Annotated in this window: 14 protein-coding genes; 10 read left to right on the top strand and 4 right to left on the bottom strand. The window is 66.2% G+C overall.

Features of this window, described 5'->3' with window-relative positions; all coding sequences use genetic code 11:
• Positions 1 to 58: 58 nt before the first annotated feature.
• The gene (locus GIW81_RS06530; protein WP_154738479.1) at positions 59 to 2,872 is read right to left on the bottom strand and encodes an Rne/Rng family ribonuclease; all 2,814 of its coding nucleotides are present in this window, start codon (positions 2,870 to 2,872) and stop codon (positions 59 to 61) included.
• Between the two features lie 771 nt (positions 2,873 to 3,643).
• Here GIW81_RS06530 and GIW81_RS06525 point away from each other — a divergent pair.
• The 3 genes from GIW81_RS06525 to prfB all read left to right on the top strand — a co-directional run bounded on the left by GIW81_RS06525 (position 3,644) and on the right by prfB (position 8,942).
• Positions 3,644 to 4,930: an N-acetylmuramoyl-L-alanine amidase gene (locus tag GIW81_RS06525; RefSeq protein WP_154738478.1), complete on the top strand. Its 1,287-nt coding sequence runs from the start codon at positions 3,644 to 3,646 to the stop codon at positions 4,928 to 4,930.
• A gap of 167 nt (positions 4,931 to 5,097) precedes the next feature.
• Entirely contained in the window at positions 5,098 to 7,680 is a 2,583-nt protein-coding gene (locus GIW81_RS06520; protein WP_154738477.1) for a penicillin-binding protein 1A, read from the top strand.
• A gap of 130 nt (positions 7,681 to 7,810) precedes the next feature.
• Positions 7,811 to 8,942, top strand: a protein-coding gene (gene prfB, locus GIW81_RS06515; protein ID WP_154738476.1) for a peptide chain release factor 2 whose coding sequence is annotated in 2 segments (ribosomal slippage) — positions 7,811 to 7,879 and positions 7,881 to 8,942 — 1,131 coding nt in all. Because the reading frame shifts where the segments join, the coding sequence is not laid out codon by codon here.
• Between the two features lie 58 nt (positions 8,943 to 9,000).
• Here prfB and GIW81_RS06510 read toward each other — a convergent pair.
• Positions 9,001 to 9,417 carry a hypothetical protein gene (locus GIW81_RS06510; protein WP_154738475.1) on the bottom strand — a complete coding sequence of 139 codons (417 nt, stop codon included), beginning with the start codon at positions 9,415 to 9,417 and terminating at the stop codon, positions 9,001 to 9,003.
• 464 nt (positions 9,418 to 9,881) lie between these two features.
• Here GIW81_RS06510 and GIW81_RS06505 point away from each other — a divergent pair, with 464 nt between their 5' ends.
• Genes GIW81_RS06505 through GIW81_RS06495 form a run of 3 tightly spaced genes read left to right on the top strand, consistent with a single transcriptional unit; the run spans position 9,882 to position 12,578 of the window.
• Positions 9,882 to 10,841: a class I SAM-dependent methyltransferase gene (locus tag GIW81_RS06505; protein ID WP_229309093.1), complete on the top strand. Its 960-nt coding sequence runs from the start codon at positions 9,882 to 9,884 to the stop codon at positions 10,839 to 10,841.
• On the top strand, positions 10,838 to 11,653 hold the full coding sequence (locus tag GIW81_RS06500) for a TrmH family RNA methyltransferase (RefSeq protein ID WP_154738474.1): 816 nt from the start codon (positions 10,838 to 10,840) through the stop codon (positions 11,651 to 11,653). The genes GIW81_RS06505 and GIW81_RS06500 overlap by 4 nt, the downstream gene beginning before the upstream one ends.
• Positions 11,654 to 11,657: 4 nt before the next feature.
• Positions 11,658 to 12,578, top strand: a complete 921-nt coding sequence (locus GIW81_RS06495; protein WP_154738473.1) for a 50S ribosomal protein L11 methyltransferase — start codon at positions 11,658 to 11,660, stop codon at positions 12,576 to 12,578.
• A 3-nt stretch (positions 12,579 to 12,581) separates the two neighbouring features.
• Here the strand turns inward: GIW81_RS06495 and GIW81_RS06490 are convergent, their stop codons facing one another.
• Positions 12,582 to 12,983, bottom strand: a complete 402-nt coding sequence (locus GIW81_RS06490) for a hypothetical protein (protein ID WP_154738472.1) — start codon at positions 12,981 to 12,983, stop codon at positions 12,582 to 12,584.
• Positions 12,984 to 13,268: 285 nt separating this feature from the next.
• Here GIW81_RS06490 and GIW81_RS06485 point away from each other — a divergent pair, with 285 nt between their 5' ends.
• Both GIW81_RS06485 and GIW81_RS06480 read left to right on the top strand, forming a co-directional pair.
• Entirely contained in the window at positions 13,269 to 13,850 is a 582-nt protein-coding gene (locus tag GIW81_RS06485; RefSeq protein ID WP_154738471.1) for an NnrU family protein, read from the top strand.
• A gap of 164 nt (positions 13,851 to 14,014) precedes the next feature.
• On the top strand, positions 14,015 to 14,512 hold the full coding sequence (locus GIW81_RS06480; RefSeq protein WP_154738470.1) for an MOSC domain-containing protein: 498 nt from the start codon (positions 14,015 to 14,017) through the stop codon (positions 14,510 to 14,512).
• A gap of 25 nt (positions 14,513 to 14,537) precedes the next feature.
• On the opposite strand, the gene GIW81_RS06475 is transcribed toward GIW81_RS06480, so the two are convergent.
• The gene (locus GIW81_RS06475; protein ID WP_154738469.1) at positions 14,538 to 16,259 is read right to left on the bottom strand and encodes a L,D-transpeptidase family protein; all 1,722 of its coding nucleotides are present in this window, start codon (positions 16,257 to 16,259) and stop codon (positions 14,538 to 14,540) included.
• A gap of 209 nt (positions 16,260 to 16,468) precedes the next feature.
• Between GIW81_RS06475 and panB the strand changes: the two genes are divergently transcribed.
• Positions 16,469 to 17,380 (top strand): 3-methyl-2-oxobutanoate hydroxymethyltransferase, encoded by a 912-nt coding sequence (panB, locus tag GIW81_RS06470; protein ID WP_154738468.1) that lies wholly within the window; start codon positions 16,469 to 16,471, stop codon positions 17,378 to 17,380.
• Positions 17,381 to 17,516: 136 nt separating this feature from the next.
• Entirely contained in the window at positions 17,517 to 18,290 is a 774-nt protein-coding gene (locus GIW81_RS06465) for a tetratricopeptide repeat protein (protein WP_154738467.1), read from the top strand.
• The last annotated feature ends 7 nt before the right edge of the window (positions 18,291 to 18,297 follow it).

The following is an 18,297-nucleotide window of genomic DNA, read 5'->3' as shown; positions in this document are numbered from 1 at the left end:
CAAAAGAAAAGCGCAGGTCACCAACCGGTGGCCTGCGCTTTATTCGTTTGGCGGTGGCTTACTTGCGCTGCCACCAGCCCTTGCGAGTGGGTGACGACGCCGTTTCCTCGGCCACCTGCTCGCCGACGACGATCCGCTCCAGCTTCGGCTCGCTCGAGCCGCTGCGCCGGCGCGGTGCGGGCGGTGGTGCTGCTACGGGCTCGGGGGCAGGTTCGCGACGCGTCTCCGGGGCAGCCGCTTCCGGCGCCCGGCTTTCTCGGCGTACTTCCTTGGCCGGTAGATTCTCGTTGCCGTCCGCGGGGAGGTTGGGGAAGTCGGCAATCGCCTCGTGGCGCCCAGCGTTCATGTCGTCGCTGCCGCCGTCTTCGGATGCCGCGTGGTACTCGGGCTGGTCGCCGCCGCCGTTCTGGGGCTGCCCCTCGGCACCGCGCTCGCCGCGCTCGCGACCGCGACGGCCTCCGCGGCGCCCGCGGCGACGGCTGCGGCCACCGCGCTCGCGCGCGCCGCCTTCCTCGTCGCTGCGCGGCTCGCGCGCCTGGACTTCCTCGCCGTGATCGTGGCCGTTGTGCTCGTGCCCGTTGTGCTCGTGGCCGTCGCCACTTTCGGCGTCGAACTCGGCGATCTCCTCGACGTTGCCGCGCGGCTCGTCCGCGAAGCGCTCACCGCCTTCCTCACGATCGCGTCCGCGTCCGCCGCGGCGCCGACGCCGACGCCGGCGTGAGCCGGCTTCCTCGTCGCCACGCGCGCGGGGTTGGTCACGGTCGCCGCGCTCAGGGCGATCGCCGCGAACCGATGACTCGCGGCCCTGCTGGGGCTGCTCGCGTGCTTCGAACTCGCCGCCCTCGTCGTCGCCTTCGCCTTCGAAGCCCGACTCCATGTTGACGACGTTGCGCTCGATGCGCCGTTGCGGCTGCGCGGGAGCTGCACCCTTCTCGATGGTGAAGTTGGCGCCGGCGAGCTTGTCGGAGCCCGTCACCATGATCGGCAGGCCGAGGCGCGCCTCCATGTCGTTGATGAAGGGACGCTTGTTGTTGAGGATGTAGAGCGCCACCGACGGCGTCGTCGTGGCGATGAGCGACGCGCGGGCGCCGGCCATGATGGCATCTTCCAGTCCGCGCAGCACCGCCAGCGCGACCGATTCCGTCGAGCGGATGATGCCGGTGCCCTGGCAGTGCGCGCACTGCGAGGTCGAGCCCTCGAGCACGCCGGTGCGCAGGCGCTGGCGCGACATCTCGAGCAGGCCGAAGTGGCTGATGCGCCCGACCTGGATGCGGGCGCGATCGAAGCGCAGGGCTTCCTTCAACCGGCGTTCCACCGCGCGGTTGTTGCGCTTCTCCTCCATGTCGATGAAGTCGATGACGATGAGGCCGGCGAGGTCGCGCAGCTTCAGCTGGCGGGCGATCTCGTCGGCCGCCTCGAGGTTGGTGTGGTGTGCCGTCTCCTCGATAGAGAACTCGCGCGTCGCCTTGCCGGAGTTGACGTCGATGGCGACCAGCGCTTCCGTCTGGTTAATGACCAGATAGCCGCCCGAGCGCAGCGTCACGTACGGGCTGAACATCGCGTTCAGCTGCCGCTCAATCTGGAAGCGCGTGAAAAGCGGTTCGGGCTCCTGGTACTGCGTGACGTTCTTGGCATGGCTCGGCATGAGCATGCGCATGAAGTCTTTGGCTTCCCGGTGGGCTTCGCCGCCAGCGACGATGACCTCGTCGACGTCCTTGTTATAGAGGTCGCGGATCGACCGCTTGATCAGGTTGCCTTCCTCGTAGACGAGGCTCGGCGCCTGGCTCTGCAGCGTCAGGTCGCGCACGCTCTCCCACAGGCGCAAGAGGTATTCGAAGTCGCGCTTGATCTCCTGCTTGGTGCGGGCGGCTCCGGCGGTGCGGATGATGAGCCCCATGCCCTCCGGTACCTCGAGCTCCTGGGCGATGGCCTTGAGGCGCTTGCGGTCCTGAGGCTGGGTGATCTTGCGCGAGATGCCGCCGCCGCGGGCGGTGTTGGGCATCAGCACGGTGTAGCGGCCGGCGAGCGACAGGTAGGTGGTGAGGGCGGCGCCCTTGTTGCCGCGCTCTTCCTTCACGACCTGAACCAGGATCACCTGGCGGCGCTTGATGACCTCTTGGATCTTGTAGCTGCGCGGACGGCGGCGGGGACGCGAGGGGAGTTCCTCGAGTGCATCGCCGGCGCCGACCTGCTCGACGCGCTCGACCTCAACCGGGGCGGCGTTGGCCTCGACCTCGGGGGCGCCGTTCCCGTCCGTGGCGCGGGCGACGTCACCGTCGGTCGCGTCAGGAGCGGCCTCCAGAGTATTCTCGTTGGCGGCGAGCGAGTTCTGCTCGCGCTTCTGGGCCGGCTCTTCGTGCACGGTGTCGTCGGCGGGGACGGCCTCGGCGATGGTCCGGTGCGAGGGCTGCTCGCCCTCGTCCTCGGCATCGTCGCCCTCTTCCGGCGGCGGGTTGCCGCCCTCGAGCGGCTCGATGTCGTCGATCGTCTCCTCATCCTCGGCGGGGGAGGGGGACGACGCGCGTCGGCGGGCAAGCGCCTCGGCATGGGCGTCGACGGCTGCTTCCTCCTCGGCCTCGGCCGCAGCCTCCTCATCGAGGAGAGCCTGGCGGTCGGCCATGGGGATCTGGTAGTAGTCGGGATGGATTTCGTTGAAGGCGAGGAAGCCGTGGCGGTTGCCGCCGTACTCGACGAAGGCAGCCTGCAGCGACGGCTCAACGCGCGTCACCTTGGCGAGATAGATGTTGCCGCGCAGAAGCTTGCGTGCGGCGGATTCGAAGTCGAATTCCTCTACGCGGCCGTTGCGCAGGACCACGACCCGGGTTTCCTCCGGGTGGGTGGCATCGATAAGCATCTTGTTGTTGTTGGACATGTTCGTTGATCCTTGGCGCGCCAGCAGGGCTGCCTGCCGCCTCGGGCCGCAGTTCGAGTGCGAACTGGGTCACGGGCGGTGAGGCGCCGGTCTCGGGCGCGCTTCATTGTTGGCGATGGTTGATGAAAAGTTGGGGATGGCGCGGCACGCAGCCTTCCGCCGCCGGACGATGCCGGACGCGCTCCGCGCGAGTTGCGCGCTGGAGCTTGCAGATTGCTGGTGCCGAAGTTCAGCATTCCAAGTTCTTTCAATGGCATGCGAGAGAGCGAGGGATCGCGCTCCCGCGAGGTGCCTCATATCGGCGAGGCGCCGGGCGGTACTCCGCCTGCTCCGTCCGCCTGCCTTTCCCGGGCGAATGACGGAGCGCACAAGTGGTGATTGCCAGTCTCGAGAGGTTTGCGTCGCGCCGGGCGCAAGCTTGGCCCTCAGGCTCAAGGCTCCGCCGTCCGAAAGACCCGGAGCGTATGCTTGCGGGCGCAGGGCGAACCACTCGATCGTCGGTCTGCAGCGGCGGCGACCGCGGGGAGCGGCGAACCGGCGCGAGCGAGAGGACGGTTGCCCGTTCAACTCGATCTTGCGGCGCACAATTGTCCTAGCAAGAGCGCCGCTGCATCAACGAACTAGAAAGTACGGGTTCGCCGGTAGGCTTGCAAGCATGTTATAAGGCGCTTGGCGCAAGCCTCCCGGCCAACTCCATGCAATTTGAGGGAAAATCAGAAAAGGTTTGGTTAAAGTGGGGCCTGGGGAGGCTTTGCTACGGGGCGGAGGGGGATGCAGAAGCAGCTGCAACATAGCGCTCGTCCGAGGCGTTGGCTGGCGGGCGTTCTGATCGGATTGGCGCTCGGGCATTGGCTCATCGTTCCGATGCCGGCGACGGCCGAGCCGATGAGTATTCACCGCAAGGGTGCCGCGGTCGAGGCGAAGAGCGCCGAGGTGAGCGGCGATGCGCGGGAGACGACGTTCCGCCTCGCACTGTCGGCCGGTGTGCGGGCGGAGATATTTACCCTCGCCAATCCCTATCGGGTGGTGATCGACCTTCCCGACGTTGCCTTCCATCTTCCCGACGGCACGGGCGAAAAAGGACGCGGGCTCGTCTCTGCATTTCGCTTTGGCCTGCTTGCCGAGGGTAAGGCGCGCGTTGTCCTCGACACCACGGGTCCGGTGGTCCTCAAGCGCGCCGACATGACGCCAACCGGCGGCAAGGCCGTGGAGCTCAAGATTGCGCTCGCACAGACTTCGGCCCAGTCGTTCGGCGCGGGCACGGGTGCAGCGAAGGCAGGTGCAGCGAAAGCCGAGGCGCCTCCCCCGCCGGAAACGCGGGCTCCCCCGGCTTTAAAACGGGATCGCATCAAGCCGGTCATCCTCATCGATGCGGGCCACGGCGGCATCGACCCCGGCACGATCAGTGCCGGCAATCTGAAGGAGAAGACGATCGTCCTCGCCGTCGCCCATGCCCTCAAACAGCAGTTGGCGGCTGGCGGCCGTTATGACGTGCGGATGACGCGGGCATCCGACGTTTTCATCCCCCTCGACCAGCGGCTCAAGATGTCGCGCGATCTCGCCGCCGATCTGTTCATTTCGCTGCACGCCGATGCCATCGCCCAGAAAGGCGCGGCGCGGACCGTGCGCGGCGCCACCGTCTATACGCTCTCCGAACAGGCTTCGGACGAGGAGGCGCAGCGTATGGCTGACAAGGAGAACAACTCCGACGCGGTAGCCGGCTTGCAGACGGCAAAGTTCCAGGAGGAGGGCGAAGTCCGCAACATCCTGATCGACCTATTGAAGCGGGAGACGTCCAATTTCTCCGCCGACTTCTCCAACACGCTGGTCAAGGGGTTGGGGACAAGCATTTCCCTCGCGGGGCGTCCGCAGCGTTCGGCGGCGTTCAAGGTGCTGCGTCAGGCGGACACGCCCTCGGTCCTGGTCGAGTTGGGCTATATGAGCCACCCCGAGGACGAGAAATTGCTCAATTCGGCGGCCTGGCAGCGACGCGTTGCCGTGGCAATAGGCACGGCGATCGACTCTTATTTTTCGAAGCGTACAGCCAAGGCGCGATGAACCGACCCCTGCATCGCCTGCACGTTAGGTAAACCCAGGTGAGCGACGACTTGATGCCACAATCCGTGTTAATGTGCCTGCTTCGCGACGTCGCCTCCCTGTCGCCAACGGGCCCGCGCGGAATGCCAGATCAACCGACCACGCACGATCAACGGAATTAGAGGTTGATGCGCGAGCCCCTATACCCGCCGGATCCGATCTATCCGCACGATCCGCCGCCGGCTCCACGCCGGCGCAAGCGGCGCAAGAGCCTGCTCCTGAGCCTGCTCGGCTTCACGTTCGCGGCCGGCGTCGTCGTGTTCCTCTGCGCCGCGGCGGGCGCAGGCTATCTGCTGTGGAAGACCTCGCAGGATCTCCCCGACTACGAGAGCTTGGCGAAGTACGAGCCGCCGGTGATGACGCGCATCCATGCGCATAACGGCGCGCTGATCGCCGAGTATGCACGCGAGCGGCGCATCTTCGTGCCGATCAACACCATTCCGAAGCGCGTGATCGCCGCCTTCCTGTCGGCGGAGGACCGCCGCTTCTACGATCACGGCGGCGTCGATTTCCAGGGCGTCGCGCGCGCGGTGTTCAAGGTGATCGAGTCGAAGATCCAAGGCAGCGACCGGCGTGCGGAGGGCGGCTCGACCATCACCCAGCAGGTCGCGAAGAACTTTCTCCTGTCCAGCGAGCGCTCGATGCAGCGCAAGCTCAAGGAGGCGATCCTCGCCATCCGCATCGAGCGCGCCTACTCGAAGGACAAGATCCTCGAGCTCTACCTCAACGAGATCTATTTCGGCATCGGTGCCTACGGCATCGCCGCCGCGAGCCTCAGCTATTTCAACAAGGAGCTGCAGGATCTGACGGTCGAGGAGGTCGCCTATTTGGCGGCGCTCCCGAAGGGTCCCAACAACTATCACCCGTTCCGCCGCGAGAAGCAGGCCCTGATCCGCCGCAACTGGATCATCGGCCAGATGCACGAGAACGGCTACATCAGCGCCGAGGAAGAAGCGGCGGCGAAAGAGAAGCCGCTCGGCGTCAACCTGCGGCAGACCGGGGCGCATATCTTTGCGGCCGACTTCTTCGCCGAGGAAGTGCGGCGCTCGCTGCTCAATCAGTTCGGCGAGGACAAGCTTTACAACGGTGGCCTGTCGGTGCGCACCACGCTCGATCCGCGGCTGCAGCAGGCGGCCCGCCGCTCGCTGATGGACGGTCTGGTGCAGTTCGACCGCACCAAGGGCTGGCGGGGTCCGAAGACCCACCTCGATATTGCCGGCGACTGGGGCAAGGCGCTCGACGTGGTCGAGAGCCCGAACGATATTCAGCCCTGGCGGCTCGGCGTGGTGCTGAAGGTCGAGCCGACGAAGATCACGGTCGGCCTGCGTCCCGAGAAGCAGCAGGACGGCTCGCTCGTCGGCAAGCGCGAGGCCGTCGAGGTCGCCTTCGAAGAGATGAAGTGGGCGAAGACCAAGAAGGGCGCGCCCAAGGCTGCCGGTGACGTCGTCTCGCCGGGCGACGTGATCTACGTGGCGCCGAAGAACCCGGACGACGTCGGCGGCGTGTGGTCGCTGATGCAGATCCCCGAGGTCGGTGGCGGCATCGTCGCGCTTGATCCCAACACGGGACGCGTGCTCGCCGTGGTCGGCGGTTTCTCGTTCGCCATGAGCCAGTTCGACCGCGCCATCCAGGCCAAGCGTCAGCCCGGCTCCGTGTTCAAGCCGCTCGTCTACGCGGCGGCGCTCGACAACGGCTACAAGCCGACATCGATCATTCTCGATGCGCCCATCGAGATCGAGCAGGGTCCGGGCCAGGACATCTGGAAGCCGGAGAACTACGAGAAAGAGCACTCGGCCGGCCCTTCCACGCTGCGCTTCGGCGTCGAGCACTCCCGCAACCAGATGACCGTGCGCCTGGCCCAGGACCTCGGCATGCCGATCATCACCGACTACGCGAAGCGCTTTGGGGTCTATGACGATCTATTGCCGGTGCTGTCGATGTCGCTCGGCGCCGGCGAGACGACGCTGCTGCGCCTCACCACCGCCTATTGCTCGATCGCCAACGGCGGGCATCAGGTGCGCGCGACGCTCATCGACCGCATCCAGGACCGCTGGGGGCGCACCGTCTGGCGCCACGATCAGCGCGTGTGCGAGAGCTGCAAGTCCGACGCGTGGAACGGCCAGGAAGAGCCTGAAATCCCCGACGACCGCGTGCAGCTCATCGACCCGCACACGGCCTACCAGATGACCTCGATCCTCGAGGGCGTCATCCAGCGCGGCACGGCGACGTCGCTGAAAGCGCTCGAGCGGCCGCTCGCCGGCAAGACCGGCACGACCAACGAAGAGAAGGATGCGTGGTTCGTCGGCTATTCGCCCGACCTCGTCGTCGGCGTCTTTATGGGCTACGACACGCCTGTTCCGATGGGCAAGGGCAACACCGGCGGCAAGGTGGCCGCGCCCGTTTTCGGCAGCTTCATGAAGACGGCGCTGGCCGATCAGCCGGCCGCTCCCTTCCGTATTCCGCCGGGCGTCAAGCTGGCCCGCATCAACCTGCGCACGGGATTGCGTGCCGGCGAGGAAGATCCGCAGAGCATCATGGAGGCGTTCAAGCCGGGCGAAGAGCCGGACGATGCTTATTCCGTGATCGGCTTCACGGATCAGGGTACGGGGGCGATGCCGGGACGCGACGACGAAAGCTCGGCCGACGACGCCTACGATTCCTCGCCACGCAGCAGCCCGGGATACGGCTCGGGGCGGGGCGGCCTGTGGTGAAAAGTCTGCTGAAACGCGGCGCCTGAACGGGCGGGCACGCCACTGCGGCGTGCCTTCGCGTTTACAGTCGCGCCCGCCGCGACTATATCACTTGCAAACATCCTGAAATCGCATCGCCCCGGAGACCACAATGCGTGCCGAAGCGCAAAAGCTCGTCGAATCCATCAAGGAGGCCCTAGGTCTCCTGCGGAGGCATCTTTGACTGGGATACTGCCCAGCAACGACTTGCCGAGCTGAATAAGCGCGCGGAGGATCCGAGCCTCTGGAACGATAGCAAGGCGGCGCAAAAGGTTATGCGCCAGCGCCAGCAGCTCGAGCGTTCGATCAATACCTATCAGGAGATGGCGCGCGGTCTCGACGACGGCGTGACGCTCATCGAGCTCGGCGAGGCGGAGGACGACGACGCCTCGATCGCCGAAGGCGAAGCCATGCTCAAGAAGCTCGACGAGGAGGCGCAGCGGCGCAGCGTCGAGGCGCTCCTGTCGGGCGAGGCGGACGGCAACGACGCCTACGTCGAGGTGCACGCCGGCGCCGGCGGCACGGAGAGCCAGGACTGGGCGTCGATGCTGGCGCGCATGTACATGCGCTGGGCGGAGCAGCGCGGCTACAAGGTGTCGACGCTGGAGGAGAGCCCCGGCGAAGAAGCGGGCATCAAGTCCGTCACCATGGAGATCAAGGGCGAGGGCGCCTACGGCTGGCTGAAGACGGAATCGGGCGTGCACCGGCTGGTGCGCATCTCGCCCTATGACGCCAACGCGCGCCGCCACACGAGCTTCGCCTCGGTGTGGGTTTACCCCGTGATCGACGACGATATCGACATCCAGATCAACGAGAGCGAGTGCCGCGTCGACACGTATCGCTCGTCCGGCGCCGGCGGCCAGCACGTCAACACGACCGATTCAGCCGTGCGCATCACCCACATCCCGACCGGCATCGCCGTCGCGAGCCAGCAGGAGCGCTCGCAGATCAAGAACCGCGCCATCGCCTGGGCGATGCTCAAGTCGCGACTCTATGAGCTCGAATTGAAGAAGCGCGAGGACAAGGCGAGCGCCGAGGCCGCCAGCAAGACGGAGATCGGCTGGGGCCACCAGATCCGCTCCTACGTGCTGCAGCCCTACCAGCTCGTGAAGGACCTGCGCACCGGCACGCAGAGCACCAACCCGGACGCGGTGCTCGACGGCGAGATCGATCCGTTCATCGAGAGCGCATTGGCGCAGCGCATCAAGGGCGGCGCGCAGGTCGAGGTCGCCGACATCGACTAATCACGAAGCGAGAATGTGAATGGTCCGGTGCGGCGCCCGCACCGGACCCGCAACGCGCTTAGGTGAGGCCCATCACGCACACCTTCGCCGAGCCCTTGAAGTTCGGCTTGGCGCGATAGGTCATCTCGATGCGGTCGATGACGCGCTCGCCGCGGCCCTTCAGATCGAGCGCGCGGGTCTGGCCGCCGTCGCGGATCTCCGAGCGCACCGCGATGTCATCCGGCGCGCCGTTGCCGTACACCACCCTAAGGTCGTTCATGAAGACGGTGTTGCCCGACACCTCGAGGCGGATGGCGCTGAACTTTCCGTCGCGACGGCCAACGCGGATCACGTCGCGGTCGACGAGGAAGCCGACCTTCTGACAGCCGAGCTGCTCCCAGTGGTCGGGACCGCGGTCGCGCGCGAAGCTCGGCTGAGCGGCGAGTGCAGCGAGACCGAGAGCACCAACGAGTACGGCGGCGCGTTTCAGATGCATGTGTCATCTCCCGTTTGTTTTTTGCCGCCTGCGCGGCACGGGGAATGAACGCGGCGGACTTGCCGATCCGTTGGCGATTTCGCCGCCTACTCGCCACGCATGTGTTGCGCTCGCCGCGAGTGGATCAGGGCAAGTGCTTGGCGGACCGGAAATGTCACAGGGAGGCCGCCGCGCGTGACAGGGACGTGCGGCAAACTGCGCAGGGTTGCGAGGGAAGGGCCGCGCGAGGTGGTCCAGTGCTGCGGCGTTACCACGAATACACTGGACCACGATGCTTGCGGCCGGTGGGAGCCTTAGGGGGGACGTGGGCTCGCCAGCTGCTAGTACTGTAACGCCCGGTGGCAAATATTCCGTCGCCGTCCGGGCATTCCGCGCTTAACGCCGACTTCCATATGCCCCGAAACCTGACGCGCACATGAACGCTTTGCCCTAAAGCGTGAAAAGCGCTTTTCAGGCGCGATACGATGCGCCAAACCCATCCTATGGCCCACGAGCACCACCGCCGCCGCGATAACGTTGCCAGCGCCTCTGCGCCGGGCGCCGTCGAGGCGCGGCTGCAACTCATCGAGACGGCTGGTTTCGGCGACTACGCGCTGATCGACAGCGGCAACGGCCGCAAGCTCGAGCGCTTCGGCACGGTCGTCGTCGACCGGCCCGAGCCGCAGGCGCTGTGGACCCCGAGCGCGGGCGAGCGCGCCTGGAAGAACGCCAACGCTGTGTTCGCCGGCGACGACGACGAGGACAAGGGCCGCTGGCGCATCGACAAGCCGGTGCCGGAGAGCTGGCCGGTGAAGGTCGGCGCGGCGACGGTGCTGTGCCGCCTGGCAAGCTTCCGCCACATGGGCCTCTTCCCCGAGCAGGTGCCACATTGGCAGTGGATGCTCGAGCGCCTGGCGGAAAAGCGCGAGCCGGCGCGCGTGCTGAACCTCTTCGCCTATACGGGTGCGGCTTCGCTCATGGCCGCCGCGGCTGGTGCGCACGTCACGCACGTCGACGCGTCGAAGAAGGCGATCACCTGGGCGAAGGAGAACCAGGCGGCGTCGGGGCTTTCGGCGGCACCGATCCGCTGGATGCTCGACGACGCGACGAAGTTCGTCGCCCGCGAGGTACGGCGCGGCAAGACCTACGACGTCGTGCTCGTCGATCCGCCGAAGTTCGGCCGCGGCCCCGAAGGCGAGGTGTGGGACCTGTTCACCAGCCTGCCGCCGCTGATGAAGGACGTCGCCGCGCTCTTGGCGCCGCAGGCCTCGCTGGTGCTCACCGTCTACGCCATCCGCGCTTCGTCGCTCGCCTTCGAGCAGCTTTGCCGCGAGGTGCTTGCCGGACGCGGCGGCACGTTCCAGTCGGGCGAGCTCGCCATTCGCGAGGAGAACGGCACGCGCGCCGTACCGACGTCGCTCTTCACCCGCTGGTGCGGGGCATGACGGTTCAGCCGAAATCGATCACCAGCCTGCAGAACGATCGCATCAAGGCGATCCGCGCGCTGGAGATGCGTAAGGAGCGCAAGGAGACCGGGCTGTTCGTCGCCGAGGGCACATCGTTGCTCGTCACCGCGCGCGACAACGGCTTTGTGCCGGAGACGCTCGTCTATCGCACGGGCAGCGCCACGGGTGGCATCGCGCAAGGTCTTGTCGCCTGGGCGCTGAAGTCGGGCGTCGAGTGCCTGGAGGTTTCCGAGGCGGTGCTCGGCAAGCTCTCCACGAAGGACAATCCGCAGAGCATGCTGGGCGTGTTCAAGCAGCGCTGGATCGAGCTGCCGCCAGCGCCGCGCATCGAGCGCGACGCGGTGTGGCTGGCGCTCGAAGAAATTCGCGACCCGGGCAACCTCGGCACCATCCTCCGCACCGCCGATGCGGTCGGCGCGGCCGGCATCGTCCTCATCGGTGCGAGCTGCGATCCCTATTCGCACGAGTGCGTGCGCGCGACGATGGGCTCGGTGTTCGCCGTGCCGCTGGCGCGGGTGCAGCGCGAGGCATTCGTGCGCTGGCTCGGCGGCTGGCAGGGCGACGTCGTCGGCACGCACCTCGAGGCCGACCAGGACTTTCGCAAGGTGAAGTACCGTGCGCCCACACTCTTGCTCATGGGCAGCGAAGGGCCAGGGCTGTCTGAGCCGCTGACCGCCGCCTGCACGCGCCTCGTCAAAATTCCGATGGCCGGGCAACTCGACTCGCTGAACCTGGCGGTCGCGACCGCGCTCGTCCTCTATCAGATCCGCAGCCCACACCTGACGCTATAATCTCATGCGCATCGAATATCATCGGACGCTCATCGCCGACCGCGTGCGCAACCAGGCTTTCGAGGCGGCGCTGCGCGCGGTCATCAAGAAGGGCGAGACGACTGTCGCCGACATCGGCACCGGCACCGGGCTGCTGGCCCTGATGGCGGCGAAGCTTGGCGCACGCGAGGTGTTCCTCTACGAGACTGCGGAGGTGGCCGGCGTCGCGGCTAAAGTCCTGAAAGCCAACGGCGCGCGCAATTGCCATCTCATTCCCTGCCACTCGACGGAGATGGTCGATCCGCCGAAGGTCGATGTCGTCGTGTCGGAGACGCTGGGCAACTTCGCGTTCGAAGAGCACATGATCGAGACGCTGGCGGATGCGAAGAAGCGCTTCCTCAAGCCTCGCGGCGTCATCATCCCGCGCAGCCTCGAGCAGTTCGTCGCGCCGGTGGTCAGCGACCGCATCCACAAGGAGTTCGCCGCCTGGGACGAGACCGGCTTCGATCTCTCCGTCGCGCGCACGATGAGCCTCAACAACATCTACGTCCGCACGCTAAGGGCCAACGAGCTTCTCGAAGCCAAGGCATGGGATTCGATCGCGTTCGGCAGCGATGCCCACTCCACCCGCAAAGGTGACGTGAGTTGGACGTTGAAAAACGGGGCGACCGTCTATGGCTTCGCCCTGTGGTGGACGGCGGAGCTGGTGCCCGGCATCACGCTGTCGACCGCGCCGGATGCCCCGCGCACCCATTGGGAGCAGCTCTATTTTCCCCTGCTGGAGCCCATCGGGGCCAAGGGCGGCGACAAGATCGGCGCCAGCCTGAAGTCGCGCACCTCGCAAGACGGCGGCACGCACGTCGCGTGGACGGCGACGCATTGCGACGCCAAGGGCCGCGAGACGTCGCGCCAGGCGCTCAATCTCGATAAGGGCTTTCTGCCCTAGGTCTCAGATGTGCAGCAGCAGCGACGCCGAGGCGACGATAGCCCCGGCAATGCCGAGCGTCGTCACCCACGCGATGGCATGCCGCCGGCGCTCGGCGCGTTGAGCGCTGCGCGCCTTGTCGAGCCACTGAGCGCTGGGGGGCGGCGCCGCCGCGTACCCCAGGTCGTCGATCACTTCCTCGATCGAGCGTTCCTCTTGGGCGACGGGCGGCGGTTCGGCGACGTCCGGCACCGCCGCAAGGGGCGTTGCTCGCACGGCCGCGGCGGGCGTCTTGGCGTTCACCGCATCGACACGGCCAAGGCGGCTCATCAGCGGCCTATGGCGCATGGCGCGCGCGATGTCGTCGGCGAGCTGGCGATCGTCGGCGCCGTCGAAATCGGGTTTTACTTGAGCGTGTGCGGCCATGGCCGGTTCTCCTTCGAAGTGGAAGGCATCGGACGCATTCCGCAACTGGGTACCGGCTACAAGACGCAAGTGAGGCCTGCCGGATCGATCTACCGGCTGACGCACGGGTACGCGGGGTGACTGCATGAAGCACCTCGAACGCTGGACAAGGCACTGGTCCCCGCGACCACGGACGATCGAGCGCACTAGCGGCCGAACCGTCCGAACACTAAAAAAGCCTACCGAGATGGCCGCAGCGTGGCAACGATGGGGCCGGCGCGCGAGAAAATTCCTGGGGAGGACGCCATGCTAGTGATGGTAATCGGACTGATCTTGTTCTTTGCGGTTCACTTGGTGCCCGCCAACGTCGAGTTGAAGAACGGGTTGATCGCGCGCTTCGGACCCGGCGGCTACAAGGCGATTTTCGGGGTTTTCTCGCTCGTTGGCCTCGCGCTGATCGTGCTCGGTTTCTACAAGCTGCAGCTTCATCCGGGTAAGAATCCGATCCTCTGGGATCCGCCGACCTGGTCGCGCCACCTCGCCCTGGCCCTGATGCTGCCGGCGATGATCGCGCTCGTCGCGACGTACATCCCCTCGCATATCCACGTCATGCTGAAGCATCCGATGCTGGTGGCCATCAAGATCTGGGCGCTCGCCCACCTTCTGGCCAACGGCAATCTCGCGGCGCTCATACTGTTCGGCAGCTTCCTCGCCTTCGCCGTCTATGACCGCATCTCGGTGAAGAAGCGCGGCGATCTGGGCCCGCTCGGCAAGGGCAGCGGACCGTGGATCAACGACGTGATCGTCGTGGTGCTCGGCGTGGCGCTCTACGCGCTCATCGTCCTCTACCTGCACGAGCTCGTCATCGGCGTCTCGCCGCTGGCGTGATGATCGAGAGGTCCGCGACGTCGCGCTAGGCTGGGTTCAGTAAGCGGACTTCTCGATCTGAATCACGCCAGAAACATCTACTCTCGCTAGTGTCCTTCAGATCGCGAAATTCGTTCGGAGCCCTCCGCAAGATGAGACGAATTTCGCGATCAGGACACTAGTGCATGACGGGCAGACTGATCGGCATCGCCTGGCGTCCAGCACGGTTCGCGCCGATGCAGACGGTCGACGCTGTCGAGATCAGCCTGGAAGCCGGCGTTGCCGGGGACCACAAGGGCGCGAAGTTCAAGCGCCGCGCCGTGACCATCCTCGCCCGCGAGGATTGGGAGGCGGCGCTGGCGCAGCTGGCCGCGGAAGGCGATCCGGGCGCGCTCGATCTAGATTGGACGATGCGGCGCGCCAATCTTCTGGTGGAGGGCGTCCGCCTGCCGCGGGCCATCGGCGCGACGTTGCGGATCGGCGCGGCGCTGCTCGAGGTCACCTATCCGACGAGCCCGTGTGCGCGCATGGAGGCAGCGCGCAAGGGTCTGCTCAAAGCGCTGCACCCCGAATGGCGTGGCGGCGTGACCTGCAAAGTGCTCGAGGGTGGCCGCGTGTCGATCGGTGATGAGGTCGCCGTCGTAAGCTCACCGCCGGAGCGGCACATCAAGCTGCCAGGATGACAGCCCGACGCGCCGCCCGGCGAATTTAGTAGTAGCGCGTCTCGGCGCTGTCCGGACGGCTGCGCCACGGCTCGACCACGAACTCGGTACGCGCACTCGTCTCGCGGCTGAGGCCGTAGTCGGAAATGATGAACGAGGAGCCAGGCTTCATCAGCTCGGCGAGCTGCTCGGCGGTCTCCTTCGGCATCTGGATGCGCTCCAGCGCCGCGGCAGCGTCCGCGTCATGACTGGCCGCCACCACCGGCGCCTCGTCGTCGTGGCGGCGCTTCTTGCGGCGGATGTACTGCGCGGTCTCGGAGGGCTTAAACGTAACCGAGTTCCAGCGCAGTGCCTTCTCGCCGTCGGTGAAATGGGTGGCGGTGAGCACGTGCGTGCCGAGCGGCTTGTCGGCGGCGGCGATGGTCACCGGCACGTCGAGGACCTGCACGAAGCCGAGCTTGGCGATGAGGCGGCCGGTCTTGCGGCTGATGAAGACCGAGACCGGATAGTCCTTGCGGGCATCGAGCGCGTCGGCGGCGACGAGCGTGGCCTTGGCGCCTTCGAGCACCTCTTCCGCGTGCCTCACGTCCTCGGCGGCGACCTTGCGTGCCTTCTCGAGCGCACCGGCGTCGGCCACGGCCTGCTTGGCCTTGGCAGACTGCGTTTCGGCGACTCGCTTGGCGGCAACGGCGGCGTCGGCGTCGTCGAGCATCTTGGTCTCTTCCGTCTCCTCCTCGGCCTTCTGCTTGTCGAGCGTTGCAGCATCGAGGGTGGCGACGTCGACCTTGGCGAGCTTGGCGGTGAGATCCTTGAACTTGTCGGCTGCCTGGTCGGCGGCCTTGGCTGCCTTGCGTGCGGCCTCGGCAAGACGGCCTTCCTCGCCGCGCTCCTTGCGGATCAGGTCCTTGCCGTCCTGCACGGCCTTGGCGGCGGCGATCGCCTGGTTCTGGGCAGCCGTCTTGGCATTCTCCGCTTCGGTGATGGCCGACACGAGCCGGTCGCGCTCGGCGGCGCGCCGGGCGGCGGCCATGCCGCGCGTGCGCGTGCCATCGCCGGCCGTAGCGGGGCTTACGCCGATCATATTGGAGGCGCCCGGTGCCGCGGCGTTCTGCACGACGTTGTCGGGAGGCAGCGGTGCGACCAGGTGCGGGCTGTTGAACTCCGCCGGGGTCGGATCCTCATCAGTGATGATGACGCGAGCGCCGACGTCGGTGATGCCGAACAAGCTGCGCGCAAAGCTATAGGGGAGGCGGATGCAACCGTGTGAGGCGGGGTAGCCTGGCAGGTCGCCGGCGTGCATGGCGACGCCGGAGTTGGTCACACGCTGCATGAACGGCATGGGCGCGCCGCCATAGAGGTTGGAGTAGTGATAGCGGTTCTTCTCGAGGATCGAGAAGATGCCGGTCGGCGTCGGGTTCGACGCCGTGCCACTGGAGATCGGCGACTTGGCGATGACCTTGCCGTCGTCGTAGACCGTGACCGTCTGCTTCCCGATCGACACCACGAGCACCAGGGGACCGGTCGGCTTGGGCAGCGCGGTCGCCGGCTTCTCGTCCGTCGGCTCGACGTAACGGGGAGCGGCACGGCGTTGGCGGCGCGGCTTCTGTTGCCAAGGAGCTGTGTTACCCCATCCCCAGGGATAGAACTGGGCCTCGGCGCGTTCCGGCGTTGCTGCAACCAGCAATCCGGCGGCGAGGAAAATGGCTACTGTGGAGAGACGGAGGCTGCCGGAAATGGCGCCAGCGTTGATTTTCACAATCGTTTGCACGGAAGGCCCCCAAACGGAATTTGCGAAGTGTCCTGGAAGAGATCGTTCTATATGATGATTTTAACCCTAAATCTTCGTTAGCAAGACGCTGAAAAGGAACTCCTTTCGAAGATCGATTGCAAGGCGCGGCAGCCGCGCCACTGGTTTGCGGGGCTGAGGATCACTAGGTTGCCGCGACGCCAGTCCATAAAGAGAGTATCCTTCAGTTCATGTCGGTTCACAGCACCCAGAAGCGCTTGATGGCGCCCGATATTGCGGCGATGAAGCGCCGCCAGCCAATCGTCGCCCTCACCGCCTATCATGCGCACACGGCCGCGATCGCCGACCGCTATTGCGATTTCCTGCTCGTGGGCGACAGCCTCGGCATGGTTATGCATGGCTATGAGACAACCGTTCCAGTTCCCCTTGACCTCATGATCATGCACGGGCGCGCCGTGGTGCGCGGCGCCCGGCGCGCGCTGGTCGTCGTCGACATGCCATTCGGCTCCTACGAGGAGAGTCCGGCCGTCGCCTTCAGAAACTGCGCGAAGGTCATGAAAGAGACCGACTGTGGCGCTGTGAAGATCGAGGGCGGCCGGCGCATGGCGGAAACAATCCGCTATCTCGTCGATCGCGGCATTCCGGTGATGTCGCACATCGGCCTCACGCCCCAGTCGGTGAACGTGATCGGCGGCTTCAAGGCGCAAGGGCGGCAGCGCGAGGAATGGGCGGCGATCGAGGAAGACGCGCGCCAGGTCGCCGAGTCCGGTGCCTTCGGGATCGTGCTCGAAGCGATCACCGAGCCGCTCGCCGCGCGCATCACGGCCTCCATTCCGATACCGACCATCGGAATCGGCGCCTCGCTCGCCTGCGACGGCCAGATCCTGGTCATGGAGGACATGCTGGGTTTGAGCCCGCGCGTACCGCGCTTCGTCAAGAAGTTCGGCAAGGTCGGCGAGGTCATCGAGGACGCCATCCGCACGTATGCAGAGGACGTGCGGACCCGCGCGTTCCCCACCCCCGAGCATACCTATGCAATGCAGGACGGGGCGCCCTCAAAGGAGCGCCGCGCGCCCGAGCGGGTCGGGGCAAACACCGGCAGGGCCACGAAAAAGTCGAAAACCCCGAGCAGCAAAGCGTAACGAGCGCCTTCCCTCGGCACCCCGGCCGATCAATCGCTTGCGCGGGGGATGCCGTCGGTTATGTATGCGGCATCCAGAAGCCCACCGGGCCTCTGTCAAGAAACGCGCCAAGGGCAAGGGCTGAAAAGAGCAAGCGATGGCACAACAGGACGACGGTCTTCTCCGCGAAGTCGAGGAAGAGCTGAGGCGCGAACGCCTCGAAAAGATCTGGAAGGAGTACGGCACCTACGTCCTCGCGGCCGCAGCCGCGGTGGTGTTTGGCGTGCTCGGCTTCAAATACTGGGAAAGCCATCGGCTCGCCGCAGCGCAGGAGTCCGGCGCGCGCTACGAGGACGCGCTGATCCTTCTGAACGACAAGAAGGACGGCAGCGCCGAGAAGGAATTCGAGAAGATCGCAGGCGACGGCGCCGGCGGATACCGTTCACTGGCGCAACTGCAACTCGGTGGCGCGCTCGCCAAGCAGGGGAAGAAGGCAGAAGCGCTCTCCACATACGAGGCACTCGCCAACGATGCGGGCGCCGATCCGATGCTGCGCGAGTTTGCAAAGATCCAGGCGGCTGGCCTGCGTCTCGGGGAGGCTGACTTTACCGAGATGGAGAATCGGCTCACCCCTCTGATGGCTGAAAACAGCGCGTGGCGGTACAGTGCACGGGAGCTGCTGGGCTTGGCCGCTTACAAGGCCGGCAAGACGACGGAGGCGCGCACGCTGCTGACGCCGTTGTTCATCGATCAATCGACGCCGCAGAGCATCAGCGAGCGAGCACAGATCGTGATGGCCGAGATCGCTGCCGGAGAGATCGCCAAGAAGGCCGACGCGCCGGCACCGGCTGCCGCGCCGGCAAAGTCTGAAAGTCCGCCGGCTGCTACGACACCGCCGGCGCCCACGATGCCGCCGGCCAAAAAGGACTGAACGGGGG

The organism is Hyphomicrobium album, from assembly GCF_009708035.1.
Lineage (GTDB): Bacteria > Pseudomonadota > Alphaproteobacteria > Rhizobiales > Hyphomicrobiaceae > Hyphomicrobium_A > Hyphomicrobium_A album.
Note: the sequence above shows the minus strand (reverse complement) of the source record. Positions and strands in the feature narration are given on the sequence as shown.

Excerpts from the sequence above, each read along its gene's own strand:
- GIW81_RS06480 (WP_154738470.1), top strand. The coding sequence starts at position 14,015 with ATGACGGGCAGACTGATCGGCATCGCCTGGCGTCCAGCACGGTTCGCG.
- GIW81_RS06520 (WP_154738477.1), top strand. The coding sequence starts at position 5,098 with ATGCGCGAGCCCCTATACCCGCCGGATCCGATCTATCCGCACGATCCG.
- GIW81_RS06495 (WP_154738473.1), top strand. The coding sequence starts at position 11,658 with ATGCGCATCGAATATCATCGGACGCTCATCGCCGACCGCGTGCGCAAC.
- GIW81_RS06510 (WP_154738475.1), bottom strand. The coding sequence starts at position 9,417 with ATGCATCTGAAACGCGCCGCCGTACTCGTTGGTGCTCTCGGTCTCGCT.
- GIW81_RS06485 (WP_154738471.1), top strand. The coding sequence starts at position 13,269 with ATGCTAGTGATGGTAATCGGACTGATCTTGTTCTTTGCGGTTCACTTG.
- GIW81_RS06505 (WP_229309093.1), top strand. The coding sequence starts at position 9,882 with ATGCGCCAAACCCATCCTATGGCCCACGAGCACCACCGCCGCCGCGAT.
- GIW81_RS06490 (WP_154738472.1), bottom strand. The coding sequence starts at position 12,983 with ATGGCCGCACACGCTCAAGTAAAACCCGATTTCGACGGCGCCGACGAT.
- GIW81_RS06530 (WP_154738479.1), bottom strand. The coding sequence starts at position 2,872 with ATGTCCAACAACAACAAGATGCTTATCGATGCCACCCACCCGGAGGAA.
- GIW81_RS06525 (WP_154738478.1), top strand. The coding sequence starts at position 3,644 with ATGCAGAAGCAGCTGCAACATAGCGCTCGTCCGAGGCGTTGGCTGGCG.
- GIW81_RS06465 (WP_154738467.1), top strand. The coding sequence starts at position 17,517 with ATGGCACAACAGGACGACGGTCTTCTCCGCGAAGTCGAGGAAGAGCTG.
- GIW81_RS06500 (WP_154738474.1), top strand. The coding sequence starts at position 10,838 with ATGACGGTTCAGCCGAAATCGATCACCAGCCTGCAGAACGATCGCATC.
- panB (WP_154738468.1), top strand. The coding sequence starts at position 16,469 with ATGTCGGTTCACAGCACCCAGAAGCGCTTGATGGCGCCCGATATTGCG.